Annotated in this window: 21 protein-coding genes; 14 read left to right on the top strand and 7 right to left on the bottom strand. The window is 65.9% G+C overall.

All coding sequences use genetic code 11. The annotated features are described in order from the left end of the window. Positions 1 to 6: 6 nt before the first annotated feature. Genes hisB through hisIE form a run of 5 tightly spaced genes read left to right on the top strand, consistent with a single transcriptional unit; the run spans position 7 to position 3,934 of the window. Entirely contained in the window at positions 7 to 1,140 is a 1,134-nt protein-coding gene (gene hisB / locus I6L45_RS16295; protein WP_216982637.1) for a bifunctional histidinol-phosphatase/imidazoleglycerol-phosphate dehydratase HisB, read from the top strand. Further along, positions 1,140 to 1,760 (top strand): imidazole glycerol phosphate synthase subunit HisH, encoded by a 621-nt coding sequence (gene hisH / locus I6L45_RS16290; RefSeq protein ID WP_216982636.1) that lies wholly within the window; start codon positions 1,140 to 1,142, stop codon positions 1,758 to 1,760. Before hisB ends, hisH begins: the two co-directional genes overlap by 1 nt. Positions 1,761 to 1,765: 5 nt before the next feature. Continuing rightward, positions 1,766 to 2,533 carry a 1-(5-phosphoribosyl)-5-[(5-phosphoribosylamino)methylideneamino]imidazole-4-carboxamide isomerase gene (gene hisA / locus I6L45_RS16285; protein ID WP_216982635.1) on the top strand — a complete coding sequence of 256 codons (768 nt, stop codon included), beginning with the start codon at positions 1,766 to 1,768 and terminating at the stop codon, positions 2,531 to 2,533. After that, positions 2,533 to 3,306 carry an imidazole glycerol phosphate synthase subunit HisF gene (gene hisF / locus I6L45_RS16280; RefSeq protein WP_134695755.1) on the top strand — a complete coding sequence of 258 codons (774 nt, stop codon included), beginning with the start codon at positions 2,533 to 2,535 and terminating at the stop codon, positions 3,304 to 3,306. The genes hisA and hisF overlap by 1 nt, the downstream gene beginning before the upstream one ends. Next, a complete protein-coding gene (gene hisIE / locus I6L45_RS16275; protein ID WP_134695756.1) occupies positions 3,299 to 3,934 on the top strand; it encodes a bifunctional phosphoribosyl-AMP cyclohydrolase/phosphoribosyl-ATP diphosphatase HisIE in 636 nt (211 codons plus the stop codon). The genes hisF and hisIE overlap by 8 nt, the downstream gene beginning before the upstream one ends. Before the next feature lie 173 nt (positions 3,935 to 4,107). On the opposite strand, the gene I6L45_RS16270 is transcribed toward hisIE, so the two are convergent. Then, complete coding sequence (locus I6L45_RS16270; protein ID WP_216982634.1) at positions 4,108 to 5,733, bottom strand: acyl-CoA synthetase; 1,626 nt, start codon at positions 5,731 to 5,733, stop codon at positions 4,108 to 4,110. 324 nt (positions 5,734 to 6,057) lie between these two features. Here I6L45_RS16270 and I6L45_RS16265 point away from each other — a divergent pair, with 324 nt between their 5' ends. Then, positions 6,058 to 6,597: a glycine zipper 2TM domain-containing protein gene (locus I6L45_RS16265; RefSeq protein WP_216982633.1), complete on the top strand. Its 540-nt coding sequence runs from the start codon at positions 6,058 to 6,060 to the stop codon at positions 6,595 to 6,597. A gap of 203 nt (positions 6,598 to 6,800) precedes the next feature. Here I6L45_RS16265 and I6L45_RS16260 read toward each other — a convergent pair whose 3' ends face one another. After that, a complete protein-coding gene (locus tag I6L45_RS16260) occupies positions 6,801 to 10,019 on the bottom strand; it encodes an ExeM/NucH family extracellular endonuclease (RefSeq protein WP_254204338.1) in 3,219 nt (1,072 codons plus the stop codon). Between the two features lie 521 nt (positions 10,020 to 10,540). Here I6L45_RS16260 and I6L45_RS16255 point away from each other — a divergent pair. From I6L45_RS16255 to I6L45_RS16240, 4 genes are all read left to right on the top strand, one after another. Beyond that, entirely contained in the window at positions 10,541 to 11,662 is a 1,122-nt protein-coding gene (locus tag I6L45_RS16255; RefSeq protein WP_043760644.1) for an ABC transporter substrate-binding protein, read from the top strand. A gap of 102 nt (positions 11,663 to 11,764) precedes the next feature. Next, positions 11,765 to 12,817, top strand: a complete 1,053-nt coding sequence (locus tag I6L45_RS16250) for an iron ABC transporter permease (RefSeq protein ID WP_043807981.1) — start codon at positions 11,765 to 11,767, stop codon at positions 12,815 to 12,817. Beyond that, positions 12,810 to 13,583 (top strand): ABC transporter ATP-binding protein, encoded by a 774-nt coding sequence (locus tag I6L45_RS16245; RefSeq protein WP_216982632.1) that lies wholly within the window; start codon positions 12,810 to 12,812, stop codon positions 13,581 to 13,583. Before I6L45_RS16250 ends, I6L45_RS16245 begins: the two co-directional genes overlap by 8 nt. A gap of 64 nt (positions 13,584 to 13,647) precedes the next feature. Next, complete coding sequence (locus I6L45_RS16240) at positions 13,648 to 14,877, top strand: MFS transporter (protein WP_216982631.1); 1,230 nt, start codon at positions 13,648 to 13,650, stop codon at positions 14,875 to 14,877. A 176-nt stretch (positions 14,878 to 15,053) separates the two neighbouring features. Here the strand turns inward: I6L45_RS16240 and I6L45_RS16235 are convergent, their stop codons facing one another. The 5 genes from I6L45_RS16235 to fadI form a co-directional block, all read right to left on the bottom strand. Then, positions 15,054 to 15,938 (bottom strand): AEC family transporter, encoded by an 885-nt coding sequence (locus tag I6L45_RS16235; protein ID WP_216982630.1) that lies wholly within the window; start codon positions 15,936 to 15,938, stop codon positions 15,054 to 15,056. A gap of 12 nt (positions 15,939 to 15,950) precedes the next feature. Continuing rightward, a complete protein-coding gene (locus tag I6L45_RS16230; RefSeq protein ID WP_010674671.1) occupies positions 15,951 to 16,508 on the bottom strand; it encodes a YaeQ family protein in 558 nt (185 codons plus the stop codon). 192 nt (positions 16,509 to 16,700) lie between these two features. Then, complete coding sequence (locus I6L45_RS16225) at positions 16,701 to 16,841, bottom strand: TIGR02808 family protein (protein WP_005301193.1); 141 nt, start codon at positions 16,839 to 16,841, stop codon at positions 16,701 to 16,703. Between the two features lie 250 nt (positions 16,842 to 17,091). Next, on the bottom strand, positions 17,092 to 19,239 hold the full coding sequence (gene fadJ / locus I6L45_RS16220) for a fatty acid oxidation complex subunit alpha FadJ (protein ID WP_216982629.1): 2,148 nt from the start codon (positions 19,237 to 19,239) through the stop codon (positions 17,092 to 17,094). After that, positions 19,239 to 20,549, bottom strand: coding sequence for an acetyl-CoA C-acyltransferase FadI (gene fadI, locus I6L45_RS16215; RefSeq protein WP_134695766.1), 1,311 nt, complete (start codon positions 20,547 to 20,549; stop codon positions 19,239 to 19,241). Before fadI ends, fadJ begins: the two co-directional genes overlap by 1 nt. 183 nt (positions 20,550 to 20,732) lie before the next feature. On the opposite strand from fadI, the gene I6L45_RS16210 reads away from it, so the two are divergent. From I6L45_RS16210 to I6L45_RS16195, 4 genes are read left to right on the top strand one after another with little or no spacing between them, the layout of a single operon-like run. Then, positions 20,733 to 21,683, top strand: coding sequence for a MoxR family ATPase (locus tag I6L45_RS16210; protein ID WP_216982628.1), 951 nt, complete (start codon positions 20,733 to 20,735; stop codon positions 21,681 to 21,683). 46 nt (positions 21,684 to 21,729) lie between these two features. Next, the gene (locus I6L45_RS16205; protein WP_216982627.1) at positions 21,730 to 22,620 is read left to right on the top strand and encodes a DUF58 domain-containing protein; all 891 of its coding nucleotides are present in this window, start codon (positions 21,730 to 21,732) and stop codon (positions 22,618 to 22,620) included. Continuing rightward, complete coding sequence (locus tag I6L45_RS16200) at positions 22,605 to 23,150, top strand: DUF4381 family protein (RefSeq protein WP_216982626.1); 546 nt, start codon at positions 22,605 to 22,607, stop codon at positions 23,148 to 23,150. Before I6L45_RS16205 ends, I6L45_RS16200 begins: the two co-directional genes overlap by 16 nt. After that, complete coding sequence (locus tag I6L45_RS16195; RefSeq protein WP_216982625.1) at positions 23,147 to 24,121, top strand: VWA domain-containing protein; 975 nt, start codon at positions 23,147 to 23,149, stop codon at positions 24,119 to 24,121. Before I6L45_RS16200 ends, I6L45_RS16195 begins: the two co-directional genes overlap by 4 nt. The last annotated feature ends 5 nt before the right edge of the window (positions 24,122 to 24,126 follow it).

Genomic DNA, 24,126 nt, shown 5'->3' with positions numbered 1-24,126 from the left:
AGAGAGATGAAGACCCCCTTTTTGTTTATCGACCGTGACGGCACCCTGATTGAAGAGCCGGTCACCGACAAGCAGGTGGACAGCCTGGGCAAGCTGCGCTTCGAGCCCATGGTGATCCCGGTGCTGCGGGAGCTCCAGGCCGCCGGTTTCGTGCTGGTGATGGTGACCAACCAGGACGGGCTGGGCACCGCCAGCCTGCCGCTGGAGAACTTCCAGCCTCCCCATGACCTGATGATGCACCTCTTCGAGTCCCAGGGCGTCACCTGGGAGCAGGTGCTGATCTGCCCCCACTTCCCCACCGACGGCTGCAGCTGCCGCAAGCCCCACCTCGGCCTGGTGAAAGAGTACCTGGCCTCGGGTCGCATCGACTTTGCCAACTCCTTCGTCATTGGCGACAGACAGACCGATCTGCAGCTCGCCGAAAACATGGGCATTCGCGGTATCCGCTACCACCCGCAGGATCACAACTGGCTCGCCATCCGTGATCAGCTGCTCTCCAAGGGGCGCGTGGCCGAGGTGGAGCGCTACACCAAGGAGACCCGCATCCAGGTGGCGGTGGATCTCGACAAGAGCGGCGGCAACCAGATTGCCACCGGTATCGGCTTCTTCGATCACATGCTGGATCAGATCGCCACCCACGCGGGTTTCCGCCTCAGACTCAAGGTGAGCGGCGATCTGCACATCGACGACCACCACACGGTGGAAGACGTCGGCCTGGCCCTGGGGCAGGCCCTGCGCCAGGCCCTTGGCAACAAGCGCGGCATCGGCCGCTTCGGCTTCGTGCTGGCGATGGACGAGGTGCAGGCGGTGATCGACGGCCGTCCCCGCGGCAGTGAACAAGCCCCCTCCCTGACCGAGCTGGACGTGGCCACGGCCCTGGATCTCAGCGGCCGCCCCTACTTCGTGTTCGACTGCCCGAATGGCTTTGGTCGCGACAGCGTGGGCGAGATGGCCACCGAGATGGTGCCCCACTTCTTCCGCTCCCTCTCGGACGCCATGGCCATCACCCTGCAGATGAAGGTGGGCAGCGGCAACACCCACCACCAGGTCGAGGCGCTGTTCAAGGGCTTCGGCCGCGCCCTGCGCCAGGCCATCCGGGTGGAAGGGAGCGAGCTGCCCTCCAGCAAGGGGGTGCTGTGATGACGGTGAGCAACCAGAAACTGGTCATCATTGACACTGGCTGCGCCAATCTTGCCTCGGTCAGGATGGCGTTCGAACGCCTCGGCGCGGTGCCGCAGGTCTCCCGCGAGGCGGCCGACATCGAAGCGGCCGACAAGCTGATCCTGCCCGGGGTCGGCACCGCCGTCGCCGCCATGAAGAACTTGAACGAACGGGGGCTGGTGCCGCTGATCCGCGCAGCCAGGCAGCCGCTGCTGGGCTTTTGCCTCGGCATGCAGATGCTGGCGGAAGCGTCCGAAGAGAGCATGAACGACGAGGGCGGGCTCATCGACTGCCTCGGCATAGTGCCGGGCAAGATCCGGCTGATGGAGGTGGGCAACCTGCGCCTGCCCCACATGGGCTGGAACCAGATTGAGCACGACGAGACACACCCGCTGCTCAAGGGCATCCCGAGCGGCAGCTACTTCTACTTCGTCCACTCCTACGCCCTGGAGGTGACCGGGGCAACGCTGGCCACCTGCGACTACGGCCAGCCCTTTACCGCCATCGTGGGGCGGGACAACTTCTTTGGCGCCCAATTCCACCCGGAGCGATCCGGCCCGGCCGGTGCCCGCCTACTGCAAAACTTTCTGGAGCTGTGACCGCCATGATTATTCCCGCAATCGATCTGATCAACGGCCAGGTGGTACGCCTCTACCAGGGGGACTACGGCCAGAAGACCGCCTACGGCGACAGCCCCCAGGCCCGCTTCGATGACTATGTCGCCCAGGGGGCGGCCCAGCTGCACCTGGTGGATCTCGACGGCGCCAAGGATGCCAAGGCGCGCCAGCTGCCCCTCCTCACCCGGCTGCTGGCGGCCACAGGCGCGCCGGTGCAGGTTGGCGGCGGCGTGCGCACCGAGCAGGACGTGGCCGATCTCCTCGCTGCCGGCGCCAACCGGGTGGTCATCGGCTCCACCGCCGTCAAGTCCCCGGACCTGGTGGCCAGCTGGATGGAGAAATACGGCCCCGAGCGCATCGTGCTGGCCCTGGACGTCAACATCGATGAAGAGGGCAATCGCCACATCGCGGTGGCCGGCTGGCAGGAGAACAGCGGCGTGACCATAGAAGCGCTGATCGAACGCTTCCTCCCCGTCGGGCTCAAGCACGTGCTCTGCACCGACATCAGCCGTGATGGCACCCTGGCCGGCACCAACGTCGCGCTCTACCGGGATCTCTGCGGCCGCTACCCGAGCGTCGGGTTCCAGGCCTCCGGCGGCATCGGCGGCATCGAGGACATAGAGGCCCTCAAGGGCTCAGGCGTGCGGGGTATCATCCTCGGCCGCGCCCTGCTCGAGGGCAAATTCGACGTGGCAGACGCCATCGCCTGCTGGGCGGTGCCCGCCGCCTCCACCACAGCCACAGGAGGCAACTGATGCTGGCAAGACGAATCATCCCCTGTCTCGACGTCAAGGATGGCGTGGTGGTCAAGGGCGTGCAGTTTCGTAACCACGAGGTGATGGGCGGCATCGTCGACCTCGCCCGCCGCTACGCCGCCGAGGGCGCCGACGAGCTGGTGTTCTATGACATCACCGCCTCGAGCGACGAGCGAGTGGTGGACAAGAGCTGGGTAAGCCGGGTGGCGGAAGTCATCGACATCCCCTTCTGCGTCGCCGGCGGCATCAAGAGCGTCGAGGATGCCCGCCAGATCCTGGAGTTCGGGGCCGACAAGGTTTCCATCAACTCCCCCGCCCTGGCCGATCCCCGCCTTATCACCCGCCTGGCCGAGCGCTTCGGCGTGCAGTGCGTGGTGGTAGGCATCGACTCCTACTTCGATGCACAGACCGGCCAGTATCAGGTCAAGCAGTTTACCGGTGACGAGAGCCGCACCCGCACCACCGCCTGGACCACCCTGGACTGGGTGCAGGAGGTTCAACAGCGAGGCGCGGGCGAGATCGTGCTGAACGTGATGAACCAGGACGGCATGCGCCAGGGCTATGATCTCGAGCAGCTCAAGCTGGTGCGGGCCGTCTGCAAGGTGCCGCTGATTGCCTCCGGCGGTGCCGGCGCCATGGAACACTTCCGCGATGCCTTCACCCTCGCCGACGTGGACGGGGCCCTGGCCGCCTCCGTGTTCCACAAGGGCCTCATCCCCATTCCCGAATTGAAACGCTGGCTGAAAACCGAAGGAGTCGCCATCCGTGAATAATCAAGCTGTAAACAACGACGTGTCCCTGGTCGAACGCCTGGACTGGACCAAGTGCGATGGCATGATCCCCGCCATCGTCCAGCATTCCCTAAGCGGCGAGGTGCTGATGCAGGGCTTCATGACCAAGGAGGCGCTGGAAAAGACCCTGGCCACCGGTCAGGTCACCTTCTTCAGCCGCAGCAAACAGCGTCTGTGGACCAAGGGGGAGAGCTCGGGTCATGTGCTCAAACTCGTCGCCATCACCACCGACTGCGATCAGGACTCCCTGCTGGTCGCCGCCGACCCCGTGGGCCCCACCTGCCACCTGGGTACCCCCTCCTGCTTTGACGGCCACCCGCTGCCGCCGCTCGGCTTCCTCGCAGAGCTGGAGCAGATCCTGGCCGCCCGCAAGGGGGCCGACCCGGCCACCAGCTACACCGCCAGCCTGTACGCCAAGGGCACCAAGCGCATCGCCCAGAAGGTGGGTGAAGAGGGGGTGGAAGTGGCCCTGGCCGCCATGGCCAAGGATCGGGAGGAGCTCATCAACGAATCCGCCGATCTGCTCTACCACCTCACCGTGCTGCTGCAAAACGAAGGGCTGGGGCTCAAAGACGTGGTCCAGCGCCTATATGAGCGCCACAACAAGTGATCAACGAATCCATGTTGACCCAGCTCTACCGCCTTACGGTGCTGCTGCAAAACGAAGGGTTGGAATTGAAAGATGTGGTGCAGCGTCTGTATGAGCGCCACAACAAGTAATAGACACGCCGAGATAAGCAACGGGCCCTGATGGGCCCGTTTTGTTTTACGGATGTGGGGACCTCAGCGGTCCAGCTGCTTTCGCAGCATAAATTTCTGCACCTTGCCGGTGGAGGTCTTGGGCAGGGGGGTGAAGATGATGCGCTTGGGGGCCTTGAAGTGGGCCATCTGCTCGCGGCAAAACGCGATGAGCTCCGCCTGGGTGAGCTCCCGGCCCTCCTTGAGCTTGACGAAGGCACAGGGCACCTCCCCCCACTTCTCGTCCGGCATGGCGATCACCGCCGCCTCGTCCACGTCGGGGTGGCGATAGAGCACGTCCTCCACCTCCAGGCTGGAGATGTTCTCCCCACCGGAGATGATGATGTCCTTGGATCTGTCCTTGATCTCCACGTAGCCGTCCGGGTGCCAGACCGCGAGATCCCCGCTCCGAAACCAGCCGTCCGCCATCGCCTCGTCGCTCGCCGCCGGGTTCTTGAGGTAGCCCTTCATGACGATGTTGCCGCGCAGCACTATCTCACCCATGGTCTTGCCATCCATGGGGACAGGCTCGCCGCTGACGGGGTTGATCACCCGCATCTCCCCCTGCAGGGGGGAAGCCACCCCCTGGCGCGCCTTGAGCCGGGAGAGGGTGGTGGCATCCTGCCCCTGCCAGCTTCTCTGGGGCTCGCACACCACGCAGGGGCCATAGGTCTCGGTGAGGCCATAGACGTGGGTCACGGAGATCCCCATGGCCTCCATGCCGGCGATCACGGTGGCGGGCGGCGCGGCCCCCGCCGTCATCGCCTTGATGGGGTGATCGAGCCCGCGTTTGAGGGCCGGATCGGCGTTGTTCAGCATATTGAGCACGATGGGGGCGGCGCAAAAATGGGTCACCTTGTGCTCGTGCAACGCCCCGTAGATGGCCGCCGCCTGCACATGGCGCAGACAGACGCTCACCCCGGCGGTCGCCGCCAGGGTCCAGGGGAAGCACCAGCCGTTGCAGTGAAACATCGGCAGGGTCCAGAGATAGACGGGATGCTTGGGCAGCTCCCAGGAGAGCGCGTTGTTGACCGCATTGAGGTGGGCACCGCGATGGTGATAGACCACCCCCTTGGGGTTGCCCGTGGTGCCGGAGGTGTAGTTGAGCGAAATGGCCTGCCACTCGTCCGCTGGCAGCCAGCCGGGCTCGTCCCCGTCCCCTTGTGCAACAAACGCCTCGTAGGTCAGTTCGCTGACCAGCTCCCCCTCCTCATAGAGGGGATCGTCGATGGCGATCACCAGGGGCTGGCTATCTATCAGGGAGAGCGCCTTTCGCACCAGGGCGCCGAACTCCCTGTCCACCAGCACCACCTTGCTCCGGGCGTGCTGAAAGATGAAGGCCATGGCGTCCGCATCGAGCCGGGTGTTGATGGTGTTGAGCACGGCGCCACTCATGGGGACCCCGAAGTGCGCCTCGAACATGGCCGGAGTATTGGGGGCGATGATGGAGACGGTATCCCCCTCTCCGATGCCGCGCAGGCGCAGGGCCGAAGCGAGCTGGCGACAACGGCGCTCGGTCTGGGCCCAGGTCTGGCGCAGGGGGCCGTGGATCAGGGCCGGGTAGTCGGGGTAGACCCGGGCCGCCCGCCCCAGGAAGCTCAAGGGGGTCAGTGCCTCGTAATTGGCGGGGGTCTTGCCAAGGCCGGTCTCGTAGATGTTCTGCTCAGTCATCGGGTTCCTTCCTCATAAGGTCACAAAGCGGATGGATCTCGCGGGTCCGCGCAACCGGGCAACCTTCCCTGGTATCACCCCGAGATTGGCCAAAAGGGTACCAAGGGGGGCGCACGCCCAGATATTAGCGAAACGTCTTAGGGCAGAGGCTGGCCTGCCCCCTTCCCTGCGTTTGTCGCCAATCGCCGACGCTCTTTTGCCATGGTCACTTTTTGCGCAGCCAGACTCTGTCGCAATGGAGGGGCAGATTGCTTGAGCCGAAGGGCCAAAATGCCAACAATGGCCGCAAGCCCCGCAACGGGCATCTGTACGAGGAGAGAAGCGATGAACACATCCATGTTGGCAGGTATCGGGATAGGAGTGGCCTCTGCACTGGCCTTGTCGGCGGCCGCCACCGGATCCATGTTTTCATCCGAACCCCAATTTGCCGAGGTGCTGGCCAGCAAGCCGGTGACCGAGACCATCAAGACGCCACGTCAGGAGTGCCGCAACGTCACCGTCACCCACCGCAAGCCGGTGCAGGACGAGCACAAGATCCTGGGTACCGTGGTCGGGGCGGCCCTCGGCGGCGTGGTCGGCCACCAGTTTGGTGGCGGCAGCGGCCAGAAGATCGCCACCGCAGCCGGTGCCGTGGCCGGCGGCTATGCCGGCAACCAGGTGCAGGGCAACATGCAGGCCGGTGACACCTACACCACCACGGAGCAGCGCTGCACGACGGTACAGGAGAGCAGCACCCGCACCCTGGGCTATGACGTCACCTACCGCCTCGCCGGTCAGGAAGGGGTGGTAAGAATGGAAAAAGCACCGGGCGCCACCATCCCGGTCAAGGATGGCAAGCTGGTACTGAGCAACGCGCAGGGTTGATACTCCGTTAGGAGCGCCCCGCCATGAGGAAGGCCCACCCGTCAAGGTGGGCCTTTTTCATGGCTCATCACAGGATCAGGGGAAACGCCCTTGTCGCCGGCATCTACTCACCCGCCGGTCCCGTCAACTATCCGGCCAATCAGCCAGGCGGTTCGCAACGAAAAGGGGCCCGCAGGCCCCTCATGTCAGATGTCATCACCACCTCAGCGGCGACCGAAGGGCCACCAGGACTTGTCGTTGTCCTGGATGTCGACCCGGGTCTGCTGGACAGCGCCCGGCTGGGCCCCTTTCAGCTTCTCGAGGTGCACGCTGAACTGCTCGGTGGGCTCGACAAACCAGTCATCGATGATCAGCACCTTGACCGACTTGCTGCCCCCCTCGCCCGCGGCCCAGCTCACCGACTGGCCGAGCCAGGGCAGGAAGTCCAGCCCCCAGCGGGCCGTGATCCCCTCGAGGCTCACCCTGGCACGGGCGGGCTTGCTGAGATCGCCGGTGCGCACCAGGGGGATCTCCACAAACCACTGCCCCTCGTTCACCGACATGGTGGGGTGAGCCAGGGCGATGGTGGACGGTGCCAGCTTGTCCTTGATGGTGATCAGGGTCTGGTGCTGATCCCCCAGAGCCGCGCCGCTCGCATCAAACAGCTCCAGGGTGAAGGTCTCATCCCCCTCGCGCAGGGTGTCGCTCTTCACCGGAATGCTGATGATCTGGCTGTCGCTCTCGCCCGCCCCCCAGTGCAGGGTGCCGGTGAAGGGCGCCACGTCGCTTGCGTCCGCGCTGCCGTAGACGATGCGATAGCTGACGCTGGCCTCCCCATAAGTGCCGTCGCGGCGGCTGACAGTCAGGGACAAGGTGCTCCCCTCCTCCACGCTCGCGGCGGCGCTCTCCAGCGCGATCACCCCGGCGGGGGGCAGCGGATACTGGATGGCCACCAGCACGGGATCGTGATCCGAGGCGCTGAAGGGCCCTTCGGATTTCGCCAGCTGGCCGCTGTACTTGGTGCCGTACTCGAAGAAGTTGCTCTCGGCGGAGTTGATGTGCCAATCCTCGATGCCGATCACCTTGGCCGCGAGGCTGGGATTGGCCAGGGCGTGATCCAGGTTGCCAAGCTCTCCCTCATAGCTGTAGGAGTAGGTGTCGGTGCCGTGGAAGCGGGTGTTGAGGTTCACAAAACCATACCCCTTGCCCAGGGCACTGCCGCTCTCCTCAAGGGGCTGACCCGCCAGGGTGGTGAAGGAGGCACTCATGATCTGGCGGGGTTGGGCCGCCGGATCATAGTCGGTCAACACCCGGATGGGATCCTCCATGCCGTAGGCGTTCATGTCGCCGATGAGCAGCAGATCCCCGGACAGATCCTTGAGGCTCTCCCCCAGCACCTTGGCGGCGGAGACCCGCAGCGCGTTGCAGTGGCCCTGGCCGTCCAGAGGATCCGCACTCACGTAGTCGGGGTAATCCTCGAAGCAGGCGGAGCCCTTGGACTTGAGGTGGTTGACCACCAGGGTCAGGGGCGCATCCCCCTTGGGCGAGCTGAAGCGCTGGAGCAGCGACTCGCGCATCCCCTGGTTGATGGTCACCGTCTTGCCGCTGGCGTCCTGCGCCTCGGCCTGCTGCATCGGCATCGCGATAAGGCTGGCGACCCCCTCGGGCGTCACGCTGGCAGGCCGGTAGATGAGGCCCACCGTGATGGCGTCGGTGCCAATCGGCTTGCCGTCCGGGGAGGCAATCCAGCGGTAGTGATCCGCCTCGTCCGGCTGGGCGGCGTTCAGGGCCGCCACCAGGTTGGCGATGGCGGAGTTGTCACCGTAGCCGTTGTTCTCGATCTCCATCAGCCCCACCACGTCGGCGTTGAGGCGGGTGATGGCGCTGACGATCTTGGTGCGCTGCAGCTCGAACTCCGCCACCGTCAGGGCGCCCCGGTTGCTGCCGGTGGGGTTGGCATCGCCCCCCACGACAGTGGTGAAGAAGTTGAGCACGTTGAAGCTCGCGACCCGCAGATCCCCCGCCTCGGCAAGCTCAGGGGTTTCCACCCGATCCCAGCCACTGTGATCTATCTGGCTCGCGTCGATGCGGTTGCTGGCCACCAGACGGAACAGGTTGTAGGAGTAGCCAAGCGCCCCCTCCAGCCCGTTGAGCTTGTCACCGATTCGCAGGTAACCGTCCTCGGCGTTGAAGCCGGGGAACCAGGGCAGCACGCCATCCGGCGCCTTGGCGTCGGTCTCCACCACCAGCTGGTTCTGCTGGTTGCGAAGGGCCCAGTTGCTTGCCTCCTCGCTCATGGCGGCAAACTTCTGGGTCGACTTGATGAGCGGCGCGCCATAAGAGAGCACCAGGTTGTTGCGCTTGCCGTCGTAGTCGAAGCTGAAGTTGCGGGTCACCACCAGGCTGGATGCGGGCACCAGCCGCACCTGCATCCCTTCGTGACGCTCCAGCAGCTCGGTCAGGCTCTCTCCTGCCACCGGCACCAGATCCACCGCCGCTGGCACGGCGCCGGCAGGCTGGGTCACCACCAGATCGTCGGCGTTGATCTGGGTCTGGTTGAAATACTCTTTCACCTTGCCCGAGACGCACACCTCGGCCCCCGGCACGACGGTGGCGTTGGCCTTGGTGGTGTAGACGAAGAGGCCGTCGGAGGTCGCCGGATCCCCGTCACCCTGCACGTCCTGGATGAAGAAGCCCTTGTAGAGGCCGCTGACCACCTGGGTCACCACGCCGCGGGTGGCATGGGCCTGCTCGGATTCAAACTTGCCGGCCGGCACCAGGGGGCTGCTGCTGCCGGGGCCCTGGATGGCGGGCACGGGCACCAGCTCGTCCACCGGGCAGACGAAGGCGGGCGGCTGGGTGCCATCGCAGGGGCCATCGCCGCTGCAGCCGAGGCCACTGGCGTCATCCTTGGGAGCGGCCACGTATTCCAGCGCCGGATCGAAGGGCGAAGCCGCATCGACCCGGCCCGTGGTGACGGTGGCCTTGCGGCGCAGGGTCATGTCCAGGGTCGAGACGTTGCCGGAGACCCAGGCCGTGCCGGGATCCACCCCCACCTGGCCGAAGCTGTCGACAAGCTCGCTGCCGCGATAGAGCACCAGGGCATCGTCACCGTTGAACACCAGGTTGCCGCTGGTCTGGGTCGCCTTGGCCAGGATCTCGGCGTTCGCGGAGGGGTTGGCCAGTACCAGGCTCGCACCCGGGGCCAGGGTGCCTTGCAGCGCCAGGCTGTTAGTGGGGGTGTCGGTGAGGGGTTTGCCGTTGGCATAGAGCGCCAGACGGTATGCGGAGAGGTCGATGACGCTGGAGCCCACATTGCTCAGCTCCACGGCCTTGTTGTTGCTGGATCCTTCCAGATATTCGCTGATAAGCAGTTGCGCCTGCGCCTGTCCCGTCAACGCCAGCCCGACGGCCAGCGCCACAAGAGAGTGTCTTCCTGACATGGTCAGTTTCCTTTTTTATTTGCTGATTATGTTATTGGCGCCCCGCGCATGGCGGGCCGCAGCACCTTGTTGCCTGTGGATCCCGGCCAGAGGCCGAAATCGCGCGTACTCTGCCCGTTTAGCGACGGAGTCGCTGGGAGCTGGCTAACAATGACAACAAATTGTTGCGTACAGGTGACGGGCAATACCCATATTGGTGGTTGGCACCCCATCAAGGTGCTGGGCCCGTCACAAGCTGTCGCCGGCTCCTGTTGGCCCTAGCTCCATGGTGGTGCCAAGCCCCGCCGGCAGCGCGACGCCCCCGTCCTCAGAACGAAAAAACAGCCCCCAATGGCGTCATACAGCCCCCTCACCGGAAAGTGGTTTCTATTGGAACATGATTTTATGCTGGCGGATCGGCCAAAAGGTAAAGACAGGCATAATAGGAGGGGAATCGCACAAACGTTTATTGCTTTTCATCTCCCGAATAGTAATAGTTCTCGCTTCTTTTTCTATCTCACCACACCCCGAGGTTTCACAAGATGTTTCGTCACCCCCTGGCAAAGTTGTTGTTGCTTGGTCAGCTCGCGCTGATGAGCTGGATGGTGCAAGCCGCCGCCCCCGCAGAAGTGGAGGATGTGATGGGCCGCAAGGTCTCGCTGACCCTGCCCGCCAGCCGCATCGTGCTCGGCTTCTACCCCGAGGATTACCTGGCGGTGGCCGGTGATGGCGGCGCCGATCGCCTGGTGGGCATGTCTCAAGGCTGGTTCGTCAAATCCCGCCCCGCTATCTGGTCTCTCTATGTCGCCAGCCTGCCGCAGCTGGCCAAGGTCCCCGACCTTGGCAACGTCCAGGATCAGAGCTTCTCCATCGAGAAGACCCTGGCTGTCAAACCCGATCTGGTGATCCTGGCGAAGTGGCAATACGAGGCCCTGGCCGCGGACTTGCCACGCCTCGAGCAGGCGGGGATCCCCGTGGTGGTCATCGACTACAACGCCCAGACCCTGGAGCGCCACATGGCGAGCACCCTGCTGCTTGGCAAGCTCACCGGCCAGGAGGCCAGGGCACGCAAGATGGCGGATGAATACAAGGCCACCATCGACACCATCACCTCACGCATCGCCGCGGCGAAGCGCAAGCCGCCCCGCGTCTACATCGAGCTGGGTGACAAGGGCCCGGCCGAGTACAGCTACACCTATGGCAAGGACATGTGGGGCGCCATGGCCCTGCTGGCAGGTGGCGACAACGTGGCGGCCCCCTTCGTCGATCGCTGGGGCCCCATTCACCCGGAGCAACTGCTGGCGAGCAAGCCCGAGGTGATCCTGATGGCGGGTTACGAGAGCGTGAGCAGCGCCGAGGCGATGCAGGTCGGCCAGGACATCTCGGCCCAGACGGTGCGCCAGCGCCTGCAAGGCTTCGCCGCCCGTCCGGGCTGGAGCGAGCTGCCCGCTGTGCAGCAGGGTCGCCTCTATGCGGTCTACCACGGCGCGACCCGCAGCATCATGGATGCCGCCCTCATCCAGTTCATGGCCAAGTCCCTCTACCCGGACCTGTTCCAGGATCTCGATCCCCTGGCCACCTATCAGGCGTTCTACCAGCACTATCTGCCCATTCGTCCCCAGGGCACCTTTATGCTGGGTATCAAGCAGGGTGAAGCAAACTAACGCCGGCAGTTCGGGCCTTGCCTGCCTAGGCAGAGCCCTCTGCATCATCTCTCTTCAATCTTTGTGGGCGCCCCTCGTGGCGCCCGAGTCAGGATCCTAACCATGAATGATTTGGCTGCCCTGCAGCAGACCCTCACCCGGCAGCGGCAACGGGAGCGCCGACGCTGGCGCTGGCTCCTGCTGCTCGCCCTGGTGCTGTGCATCACCCTGGTGCTCGACATCGCCACCGGCCCCTCCCTACTCGCCCTGCACGACGTGGTCGATGCCCTGATCTCCCCCGCCCAGGCCGACCCCATGACCCGCACCATAGTCCACGACATGCGCCTGCCCATCGCCCTCATGGCCCTGGTGGTCGGTGCGGCCCTCGGCCTTGGCGGCGTGCAGATGCAGACCCTGCTGGACAACCCCCTGGCGAGCCCCTACACCCTTGGGCTCGCGGCGGCGGCGGGCCTGGGTGCGGCGCTCGCACTCTATACCGGGGGGCTGGGGCTTCCTCCCCTGGTGGCCATTCCGGCCGGCGCCTTCATCCTCTGCATGCTGGCTGCGAGCCTCTTGTTCGGTCTGGCCATGATGCGCCACGTCAACAGCCAGACCCTGATCCTGGCCGGCATCGCCCTGCTCTTTTTGTTCCAGTCCCTGCTCTCCCTGCTGCAGTTCCTCTCCTCCCCCGAGCTCAACCAGCAGATCCTGTTCTGGCTCTTTGGCAGCCTGATGCGCACCACCTGGGACTCCCTGATCATCACCGCCGCCGTCACCCTGATCTGTACCGTGCTTATCTACCGGGACGCCTGGGCCCTCACCAGCCTGCGCCTTGGGGAAGCCCGCGCCCGCAGTCTCGGGGTCAACGTCGACAGGCTGCGCATGAAGACCCTGGTGCTGGTCGCCCTGCTGACCGCCACCGCTACCAGCTTCGTCGGTGTCATCGGTTTCGTCGGCCTGGTGGCCCCCCATATCGCCCGCATGCTGGTGGGGGAAGATCAGCGCTTTTTGATCCCCCTCTCCGCCCTGTGCGGCGCCTGCATGCTCTCGGCGGCCTCGGTGCTCTCCAAGTCCATCATTCCGGGGGCCCTCTTCCCCATCGGCATCGTCACCGCGCTCATCGGCGTGCCCTTCTTCATCTGGTTGATCCTCGGCAGGGGGCGTAAACGTGCTTGAAATATCCCGACTCTCCCTCTCCCTCGGCCAACAGACCCTGCTGCGGGAGCTCAGCCTCACCCTGCATCCGGGTCAGGTCCATGTGATCATCGGCCCGAACGGGACCGGCAAGACCTCGCTGCTGCGCGCCCTGTTCCGTGAGCTCGCCGCCGATGGCGGCGACATCAGCTTGGATGGCCAGAGCGCCCGCCAGATGACGATGGCCAAGTGGCGCCAGCAGTTTGGCTACATGCCCCAGAACATCCAGCTGGAGCTGGACCTCAGCGTCATCGAGGTGGTGGTGCTCGGGCGTCTCGACAGCCTCTCCATGCGCCTCGCCGACGAGGACATCCTGGCTGCCGGTCGCGCCCTACAGGCGCTCGGCATCGCCCATCTGGCGGATCGCCCCCTCTACTCCCTGAGCGGTGGCCAGCGGCAGATGGTGCTGTTCGCCCAGGTGCTGCTGCGCGATCCCCGCATCATGATGCTGGACGAGCCGGTCAGCGCCCTCGATCTGCACCACCAGATGCAGCTGATGGAGCACCTGTGCCAGCAGACCCGGGAGCAGCAGTGGATCACCCTGGTGGTGCTGCACGATCTCAACCTGGCGGCCCAGTTCGCCGATCAGCTGATCGTGCTGGCAGGGGGCGATCTGCAGGCCTTCGGCCCCCCCGCCCGGGTGCTCGACGCTCCCCTCATCGAGCGCCTCTATCAGGTGCCGGTGGAGGTGAGCCACGATCACAGCGGCATCCCCTTCCTGCGCACCGTGCGAAGACAGCCAGGATGAAGACGCCACACGGGTTTTGGCCGTCCGCCCCCTGCCCCCGGCGCTTCGCCCGGAGGGCATCCACATGAGCGGTGCCTCCTACTGGCGGGACTGGCAGGGCATGAGCCCGGCCGCCCGCCTGCTCATCACCAACGGGCTGGCCTTCAACCTCGGCTTTTACATGATGATGCCCTTCCTCGCCCAGCACATGGGCGCCGGGCTTGGCCTCGCCGGCTGGGCCTGCGGCCTCGTCATGGGGATGCGGGTCTTCAGCCAGCAGGGGCTCTTCCTGCTGGGCGGCACCCTTGGAGATCGCATCGGCTACCATCCCGCCATCGTCTGGGGCTGCCTGGTGCGATCCTTGGGGTTCGCGCTGCTCGGCTGGGCGGAATCCCTGCCCATCCTGCTGCTGGCGGCGACCCTGACCGGCTTTGCCGGGGCCCTGTTCACCCCCTGCGCCCAGGCCTATCTCGCCAGCGAGTGCCAGACCCCGAGCCAGCGGCAGCGCGCCTTCGCCCTGCACAATCTGGCCAGCCAGGCGGGCATGCTGCTCGGCCCCCTGGTCGGCCTGACGTTGACCCAGCAGAGCTATACCCTGACGGGGATCCTGGCGGCGAGCCTCTTCGCCCTGCTCGGGGTGCTGCAATACCGGGTACTTCCCAAACGCCCGGTGAGCCACCAGAGCCCGCGCGGCGCCATCTTGCGCCAATGGGGGGAGATAGTGCGCCAGCGCCCCTTTATGCGGTTCACCCTGCTGGCGGGCAGCTACCAGATCCTGTTCCACCAGCTCTATCTCGCCATCCCCGCCCATATCCAGAGCCTGCCGGACGCCACCCACCTGCTCGGCGGCGTCTTCACCCTCACGGCGGTGATCGGTGTCCTGCTCCAGCTCCCGGCCTCGCGCCTGGCAGAGCGCTGCCTGGGGGTGCCGCTCGCCATGGGGCTGGGAATAGGCATGATGGGGCTGAGCTACCTGGCCCTTCCCCTACTGGCCCTCTGGCCGACGGCGGGCGTCTTGGCACAGGTAGCCCTGCTTTCCTTGGGCTCCATCCTCTGCTTCCCGCTCTTCGCCGCCCAGCTGCCCCGCTACGCGCCCCCTGAGCAGCTCGGCAGCTACTACGGCTTCTATGCCAGCGCCGGGGGCTGCATGGCGCTCGTTGGCAACCTGCTGATAGGTGTCATGCTGGGGGATGCCGGCAGCCGCCCCGCCACCGCCATCTGGTGGCTGCTTGCCCTCGCCGGCCTGCTGGCCGGGGTTGGCCTCTATACCCAGCTGCGCAAGGATGACCAGCCACAACCGGCCACCCATCAATAAACAGGGCGGCCAAGGCCGCCCTTTTATTCCCTTCTCTTTCCGCACTCTGCCTTGTCCGGCTAACCGGAACGTATTGACCCGGTAAGAAACCGGGCCACGTTCGATTAACAAAGCATCATCGGACTCTCGCGATAGCAGTAAAAAGGACGCCATCAGGCGTCCTTGAAAAAACCGGGTCAACTCCCCAGATGCAGCGCCAGCCAGACCGCCAGGGGGATGACCACCACGGAGAGCGCATTGCCGCCGAGCACTATGCTGGCCACCTTGTCGGGCTGGCACTGGTACTGCTCGCACAGGATATAGTTGAGCACCGCCGGGGGCAGGGCCACCGAGAGCATCAGGAGCGGTATCCACTCTGGCTTGAGGGGCAGCAGCCAGACCGCCACCCCGAGGGCCAGGCCTCCCGCCAGCAGATAGAGCAGGTTGCACTTGAGGGCAAGCCCCAGGTGGCCCAACTCCCCTTCCATCAGGCGAATGCCGAGAGCAAACAGCATGAGGGGCACCGCTATCTGGCCGAGCAGATCCGCGCTGGTCACCAGGTATTCGGGCAGCGGGATATGCAGATTGGCCACCAGCAGGCCGGCGAAGGCGGCCCAGAGCACCGGGCTTCTCAGCCAGCCCCAGCGGGAGGTATTGGCGGAGAGGATGAACATGCCCACCGAGAAGTGGAGCAGGTTGGAGAGCACGAACAGGATGACGATGGCGCCGAGCTGCTGCTCGCCAAAGGCCAGCACCATCAACGGGATGCCAAGGTTGCCGGTGTTGCGAAACATGGCGGGCAGGATAAGCGCCGCCCGCTCTATGCCCTTGAGCCTGAGCAGGGAGAGCAGCAGCCCCGGCAGCAAAATCACCAGGGCACCGGCCGCGATGAGCGGCAGGTGCGCCGCCAGATCCAGCGGGTATTTCACCAGCGCCGAGAAGACCAGCGCCGGGCTGAACAGCTCGATATTGGCCCGGTTGATGTAACCCAGGTCGCCGCCCGGCCGCAGCCGCCCGTAGAGGGCGCCAAGGCCCGCCACCGCAAACACCGGGATGACGATATTGAGCAGCGCGCTGAACATGGGGGCTCCCGCTTACAGTTCCCGGGCCGGGCGGCCCATCAGCACCACGGGGTCCAGGGTGACCTCCTGGCTGCCGTTGCTGACCCAGAGCTGGCCATCGGAGATGGTGCAGGTAAGCTGCATGGTGCGCTCCACCATGGCCGCCAGGGGCAGGGTCTGGCTGTCGGAGAGCTCGATGACGCTCAGGTTGTCGTGCAGGCCGAGTTTGCCCTGGTTCTGCTTCCACCAGACGCTGGTGCCGCGCCCGCCGTAGAGGTAGAGCACCACCTGGCGGGAGCGGTTGCACGCCTTCTTGAGACGGCGCTCGTCGGGCTGACCCAGCTCAATCCAGAGTTCGATTTCGTCGGAGTAGTTCTTGCACCAGAGCTCGGGTTCGTCGTCCGCGGAGAGGCCCTTGGTGAACTCCAGCCGCTCGGCGGCATGCCAGGCGAAGGCCGCCAGCCGGATCATCATGCGCTCGTCGGTCTCGGAGGGGTGACGGGCCAGGGTGAGGGAGAAGTCCTGATACAGATTGCGATCCATGTCAGACAAGCTGATCTGGGCCTTGAAGATGGTTGCCTTGAGCGCCATAGAAGTCGTGAACACCTGATAAAAAGAGAAAGGGGGCGGACATGCCGGGCGCCAGTGTAATCAAAATGGCCGTCTGGTTCGACCGTCTTGCGCGCCCTTTTGCGTATCAGGGGGCGGGATAAGTGCTTCAGGAGACAGAAAAAACAAATGCCAGTCGTGAGACTGGCATTTGGCGGCATGAACGAGAGTGACTCACTTCTCGGCGGACTTGACCCCGAAGGCATTGAGCAGCAGACAGCAGGTCACTGCCACTGCTACGAACCCGCTCAGGAAGATAAAGGGCATGGCCCCATACCCCAATACAGTCCAGATGGTTTGTTCAAGCAGACTCATAGTGTGTCCTTCATCCAGTGAAATGGGTGTCCCTTTTGTGACGGGGTGAGCCCCGTTCCTGATGAGGCTATTTGACCTCAACCCGCGCCTGAGTCCTATGCCACCAAAGTAATAAATGGGGCACCTGTTTGCGCTAGATCAATAATTTAGTCCCTTGTCCCCTCGTTTTCCCCTTCTCCGGGCCCGGCACCAGGCAGAAAAAGCGAGGCAACCATGAGGTCGCCTCGCCAGCGCAGGGGCCAACACGCCATCAGTAGAAGGTCTGCTGCTCCGCCGCCATCGCTTTCAGCCGCGCACAGGGGGCGAATCGATCACCGAAGCGCTTCTGGTAGTGCTCGAGGCGCCCCACCAGGTACTCGATGCCGAGGGTGTCCATGTAGCGGAACGGGCCGCCCAGGAAGGGGGGGAAGCCGATGCCGAAGATGGCGCCGATGTCGCCGTCACGAGCCGACGCCACCACACCGCCATCCAGGGCCATGGCCGCCTCGTTGAGCATCAGCAGCACGCAGCGCTCGGCTATCTCCTGGCGGCCCAGCTTGGCCAGCGGCGTGACGCCGAGCACGTCGTAGACGCTCGCGTCCACCGTCTTCTTGCCCTCCTTGCCGGTGAGCTTGTTGCGCGGGGCCGCCTTGCCATAGAGGTAGAAGCCCTTGCCGTTCTTGCGCCCCTTGCGCTCATCCTCGAGCAGCTTGTCAAACGCCTTGGGCGCCTGGAACTGCTCGCCACCCAACTCTTTTTCGAGGATGGGGGAGATCTTGGCCCCCACATCGATCCCCACCTCGTCCAGCAGGGTGATGGGGCCGACCGGGAAGCCGAAGTCGAGCAGAGCGCCGTCCAGCACCTCCACCGGCTCCCCTTCCAGCACCAGGCGCGCCGCCTCGTTCATGTAGGGGGCCAGGATACGGTTGACGTAGAAGCCCGCCTCGTCCTTCACCACGATGGGGGTCTTGCCCTGGGCCCGGGCAAAGGCCAGGGTGGTGGCCACCGTCTCGGCACTGGTGCCGGCGTGGGGGATGATCTCCGCCAGCGGCATCTTGTCCACCGGGCTGAAGTAGTGCAGCCCCACCACCCGCTCCGGGTGCGCCGCCGCCGAGGCGATCTGGTGGATGGGCAGGGAGGAGGTGTTGGAAGCGAACACCGTGTGTTCACCGCACTCGCGCTCCACGTCCTGCACCATCTGGTGCTTGAGGTTGATATCCTCGAACACCGCCTCCACCACCATGTCGACCCGGTGGAAGCCGGAGTAGTCCAGGGTGCCGGTGAGCAGGCTCATCTGCTTCTCCAGCTCGCTGCGCAGCATATGACGGCGCTTGAGTTTCTTGGCCAGGATGTCGTAGCTGTAGCGCATGGCGTTGCCGATGCCGGCGCTCGCCACATCCTTGATCCGCACCGGCACCCCCGCCTTGGTGGCGGTGACGAAGGCGATGCCGCCCCCCATCAGACCACCGCCCAGCACGGCGGCATGACCCACCTTGCGCGGCGCGGCCCCCTGATAGCTCACCTCCTTCTTCATCTCTGTGGTGGCGAAGAAGAGGGAGCGCAGGGCGGCGGATTCCGGCGTCATCACCAGCTCGCCGAAGTGGCGGGCCTCGGCCTGCAGGCCGGCCTTCATCCCCTCCTCCACGCCGATGCGCACCACCTCGATGATGCGCTCCGGCGCCGGGTAGTTGCCGCGGGTCTTGGCCTTCACCCCCTTGCGGGCCTGATCGAACAACACCTTGCGACCGAGGGAGTTGGTCTCCAGCACCTTGCCCTGCAGATCCCGCTTCAGGCGGTGGCGCGGCTTGCCCTTCTTGGCGAGCTTGACGGCGGCCTCCAGCAGGATGGAGGGTGGCACCACGTCGTCCACCAGCCCCAGCTTCCTGGCTTGCTTGGCCCGAACCTGCTTGCCGGTCAGCATCAGATCCAGTGCCTTGGCCACGCCGATGAGACGCGGCAGACGCTGGGTACCGCCGGAGCCCGGCAGCAGGCCAAGCTGCACTTCCGGCAGCCCCAGCACGGATTTGCCGTGATCGGTCACCACCCGGCCATGGCAGGCGAGCGCCAGCTCCAGCCCGCCGCCGAGGCAGGGGCCGTGGATGGCGGCGATCACCGGGATCCCCAAGGATTCGATCTCGGCAAACACCTCCTGCCCGGCCCGGGACAGCGCTTCGGCGTCCTGGGCGCTGGTGCAGGCCGCCAGCATGGCGATGTCGGCCCCGGCGATGAAGGAGTCCTTCTTGCCGGAGACGATCACCAGGCCGATCAGGTCGCCGTTCCCCTTCACCTCGGCCAGCAGGGTGCGGATCTCGTCTGCAAACGAGGCCTTCAGGGTGTTCATGCTCTCACCGGGCACATCCATGGTGAGGATGCCGATGCCGTCTTTGCGAATATCCAGAGAAAAAGTCTTGGCACTCATCATTCCACCTCCAGCACCATGGCCGCACCCAGCCCACCCGCCGCACAGGCGGTGTTGAGCCCCAGTCCCCCTCCCCGACGCCGCAACTCGTGCAGGGTCTGGGTGATCATGCGCGCCCCGGTGGCGGCAAAGGGGTGGCCGTAGGCCAGGGAGCCGCCGAGCACGTTGAACTTGTCCATGTCCACCTCGCCGATGGCCTGATCCCGGCCCAGCCTGTCGCGGGCAAACTCGTGGCTGGCAAACATCTTGAGGTTCGCCAGGGTCTGGGCGGCGAAGGCCTCGTGCATGTCGATAAGGGTGAGATCGCCAAGGGTGATGCCGGCGCGGTCCAGCGCCAGCGGGGTGGCGTAGGAGGGCCCCATCAGCATGTCCTGCCACACGTCGATGGCGGAAAACGCGAAGCTGCGGATGTAACCGAGCGGCTCGAGGCCGAGCTCGCGGGCACGCCCTTCGCGCATCAGCAGCACGGCGGCGGCGCCGTCGGTGAGCGGGGTGGCGTTGGCGGCGGTCACCGAGCCGTGGGCCCGGTCAAACACGGGTTTGAGCTTGGCGTAGCTCGCCAGATCCGAGCTTTCACGGATGTTGTTGTCTCGCTCCAGCGGCGACTTGTAGGGGGGCACGTGGGCGGTGAACACCTCGCCATTCAACTTGCCCTGTGCCCAGGCCTCGGCGGCCAGGGTGTGGGAGCGGTGGGCCAACGCATCTTGCGCCTCGCGGCTGATCTGGTGGGTCTTGGCCATCTGCTCGGCGGTCTGCCCCATGGAGAGGCCGGTGGAGTATTCGGCTACCGCGGGCGGCACCGGCAGCAAGTCTTTCAGGCGCAGGCGGCGCAGGATGTTGAAGCGCTGCTGGAGGTTGCGCGCCTTGTTGAGATCCACCAGGGCGCGGGCCAGGGACTTGCTCACCCCGATGGGCAGCACGGAGGAGGAGTCGGCACCGCCGGCGATGGCGATGTCCACGGAGCCCGCCATGATGGATTCGGTGACGTTGGCCACCGCCTGGAAGCTGGTGGCGCAGGCGCGCGACACGCTATAGGCATCGGTACTGACGCTCATGCCGGTGCCGAGCACGATCTCGCGGGCGATGTTGGGGGCTTCCGGCATCTGCACCACCTGGCCGAACACCAGCTGGTCGATGAGCTTGGGATCGAGATCCGTGCGGGCGAGCATCTCGCTCACCACCAGTTTGCCGAGATCCACCGCAGGCACGCCGTGAAAAGCGGTGGCCTGCTTGGCAAAGGGGGTGCGCAGACCCGCCACGACGGCTATCCGTTCGCCCTGGCGAGTCGTCAGTTTCAATGGCTGTTTCATCCTGGCTCCTTGGGTTAAAAAGGCAGAGGTCAGACCTCATTGCGCCACATCTTAACAATCCACTCACAACTTTCATACAGCTGATTGAAACTAAATTGTTCCCATCTTGCCACCCTCCCTCGCCCTTGTGAGCCAACTGGGGTATAAAAAGATCAACTTCCATAAAAACAACGGGTTTATCGCATGGCAGCGGCCGAGTTCAGAGCACTTGGAGACTATCTGGGCAGCCAGATCCTGGGACAGGGCTCCCTCATCGAGGGACTCCTCATTGCCCTGTTATGTGAAGGACATGTGTTGATCGAGGGGGCGCCCGGTCTTGCCAAGACCCGGGCCGTCAAGGCGCTGGCCGGGGCCGTGGAGGGGCGCTTCGCCCGCATCCAGTTCACCCCGGATCTGCTGCCCGCCGATCTCACCGGCAGCGAGGTGTTTCACCCCCAGGACGCCAGCTTCGTCTTTCAACCCGGCCCCCTGTTCAACCACCTGGTGCTGGCGGACGAGATAAACCGGGCCCCGGCCAAGGTGCAGTCCGCCCTGCTGGAGGCCATGGCCGAGCACCAGATCACCGTGGGCAAGAAGAGCTGGCGCCTGCCCCCCCTCTTTATGGTGGCCGCCACCCAGAACCCCATAGAACAGGAGGGGACCTATCCCCTGCCGGAGGCCCAGCTCGATCGCTTCCTCCTCAAGCTGCTGGTGGATTACCCCAGCCCCGCCATGGAGCTCGCCATCCTCCAGCTCAACGCCCGGGGCGAGGCCCTGCCACCACCGCCATTGACCCTGAGCCAGGCCGACCTGCTCTCGGCCCGCACCGCCGTTCAGGGGGTACAGATGCAGGGGCGCCTCGAACACTATCTGGTGCAGCTGGTCTGCGCCACTCGCCCCGGCAGCGGCCTGTGCCCCGAGCTCGAGCCCCTCATCGCGGTGGGCGCGAGCCCCAGGGCCAGCATCGGCCTCGCGAGAGCGGCCCGTGCCCGCGCCTGGCTCGCCGGGCGCGACTTCGTGCTGCCCGAGGATATCCAGCACCTCGCCCCCGCCGTGCTGCGCCACCGCCTGATCCCGAGCTACCAGGCCCTCGCGGACAACCTGGACAACGAGGCGCTGATCGCCCTGCTGCTGGATGCCATCCCATGCCCCTGAGCCTCTGCCCGCCTGCGGTTGCCTCTGCCCCGACGATGCGCCAGCCATGACCGGACTCACCGCCCCCCGCGCCCATCCCGACATCGCCCTGCCCCTCGCCAGGCTGCTGGCGGTGCGGCTCTGGGCCAGATCGGGCGAGCGAGCCCGCATCCACCTGGCACACCAGGGGCGAGTGCGGCGCCAGCCGGGCCTGAGCTTTCGCGAGCTGCGCGTCTATCAGGCCGGGGACGAGGTGCGCCATATCGACTGGCGGGTCACCGCCCGTCTCGGCCGCCCCCACACCCGCCTCTACGGGGAGGAGCAGGAGCAGACCCACTGGCTGCTGCTGGATCTCTCCCCCGACATGTACTTCGGCTCCGGGGCGCAGCTCAAGGCGCGCCTCGGCTGCGAGCTCGCGGCCGCCCTGCTCTGGCAAGGGGAGAAGCAGGCCAACACCCTCGTCTGTCACGGCCTGGAGACCCGCCCTCTGCAACAGCACGGCTCCCTCATGCCGCTACTGGAGGCGCTCTGCCGCCACTACGAGGCGGGACTGGATCGCGCCCCCCTTAACCATCCTCTGGCTCACACCCTGGCCGGGCTCACCCTGCCCCATGGGGCCAGGCTGACCCTGATAAGCCACCACCAGCCGCTGGATCCGGGGCTGTGCAAGCAGTTGCAGCGCCTCGGTCAGCGCCACGACATCCACTACTGGCAGATCCGCGACCCCCTGGAGGCGACCCTGCCCGGACAGGGGCAGCTGGCGGTGGCCGCGGGCAGGCGCAGCGGCTGGCTCGATGGCGGCCTGGCCCGCTTTCGCGAGCGCTACCAGAAGGCGGCCAGGGAGCAGGCGGCAACCAGTCAGCAGCAACTGATGCCCCTGGTGACGCGCCTCTATCGCCTCGACAACGGCGAGCCGCTGCAGCGCCAGTGGCAGGAGGGCGGATGTCGCCTGTTTTGAGCGCCGAGCCGCGCCCCCCTCAACCCGATGTACCGGCCTCCCCGGTGGAGCCAGCCTTGCAGGCGATCCAGGCAGAGCTTCGCGACATCCACCCGGGTGCGCCGCTGGAAGAGGCCCCTGATCCCCGCCTGGCGGCCTGGGGCGGACTGCTGCTGACGCTGCTCGCCCTCTGGCTCGCGGCCACCCTGGCACGCACCCTCTGGCGCCAGCGCCGCTGGGCACGCCAGCTGCTCTGGCAGGGGGAGGATCTCGTGCCTCGGCTGCACGCCGCGCTGCGGGAGGCGGCCCTCGCCCGCTGGCCCGAGGCGGGTCCCCTGCAAGGAGAGGCCTGGCTCGCCTGGCTCGATCGCAAGGGCGGGAGCGACTTCAGCCTGTTTGCCGGACAGTGGCCGCACTGGCTCTATGGCGCGGCGCAGCCGAACGAGGCAGAGCGCGCAAGGCTTCGCCGCGCTTACCTTCGATGGGGACGCCGCTGTGTCGCCACGCCGCGGCTGACCCGGATACGCCGGCCCGACGGGGGGAAGAGATGATCCTCGCCTGGCCCTGGTTCGCCCTCGCCCTCGTCCTGCCGCTGCTGGTGCGTTTCGGCCTGCCACCCCTCGCGGGTGACAGGGGCCGCACGCGCCTCTCTCACGGCGGTTTTCCCCTGCTGCATCCCCAGGGGGGGCAGCCCGTCTGGCGCATGGCGCTCTGCTGGTGTGCCCTGGTGCTGGCCCTGTGCCGCCCCCAATGGCAGGAAGCGCCCGTCATCCACTACCAGAGCAGCCGGGATCTTATCCTGGCGGTGGATCTCTCCGACAGCATGCGCACCCAGGACATGCTGGACGAGGGGCAGCAGAAGGACAGGCTGGCCGCGGTGCGCCAGCAGATTGCCGGGCTCATCGCCTCGCGCCCGGGCGATCGCATCGCCCTCATCGTCTTCGCCGACCACGCCTACCTGCTCTCCCCCCTGACCCAGGAGACCCGGGCCCTGCTCGCCCTCACCCAGGAGCTCGACTTCGATCTGGCGGGGCGCACCACGGCCCTCGGCGAGGCCATACAACTGGCCCGCCAGCACGCGGATCCCGCCCGCCCCACCGCCCTGCTGCTGGTCACGGACGGGCGCAACACCTCGGGCAACGCGGATCCCCTGACCGAGGCCAAACGGGCCGTGGCCGCCGGCATCCGCCTCTATACCCTGGGAGTGGGCGCCGACCCTGACACCTTTGCCCATCCCCTTGGGGAGGAGGACCCCAGCGCCGAGCTCGATGAACCTTTGCTCCAGCAGCTGGCGGCCCTGGGGCAGGGGCGCTATTTTCGCGCCCGCAGCCAGGGGGATCTGGCCGCCATCAACCAGGCCATCGACACCCTGGAGCCCCTCGCTCGCCCCCGGATCCTCGCACGCCCCCACCTGGAGCTCTACCCCTGGCCGCTGGCCCTGGCCTTGCTGCTGCTGGCGTGGCCAGGGCGCTGGCAGTGGCCGGCACGCCCGCAACCGTCACGGGAGCGGCCCCATGAATAAGCGTC

The organism is Aeromonas sp. FDAARGOS 1415 (assembly GCF_019048365.1).
In the GTDB taxonomy this organism is placed as follows: domain Bacteria; phylum Pseudomonadota; class Gammaproteobacteria; order Enterobacterales; family Aeromonadaceae; genus Aeromonas; species Aeromonas taiwanensis.
The sequence above is the reverse complement of the archived record's forward strand: the minus strand, read 5'-3'. Positions and strand labels throughout refer to the sequence as shown.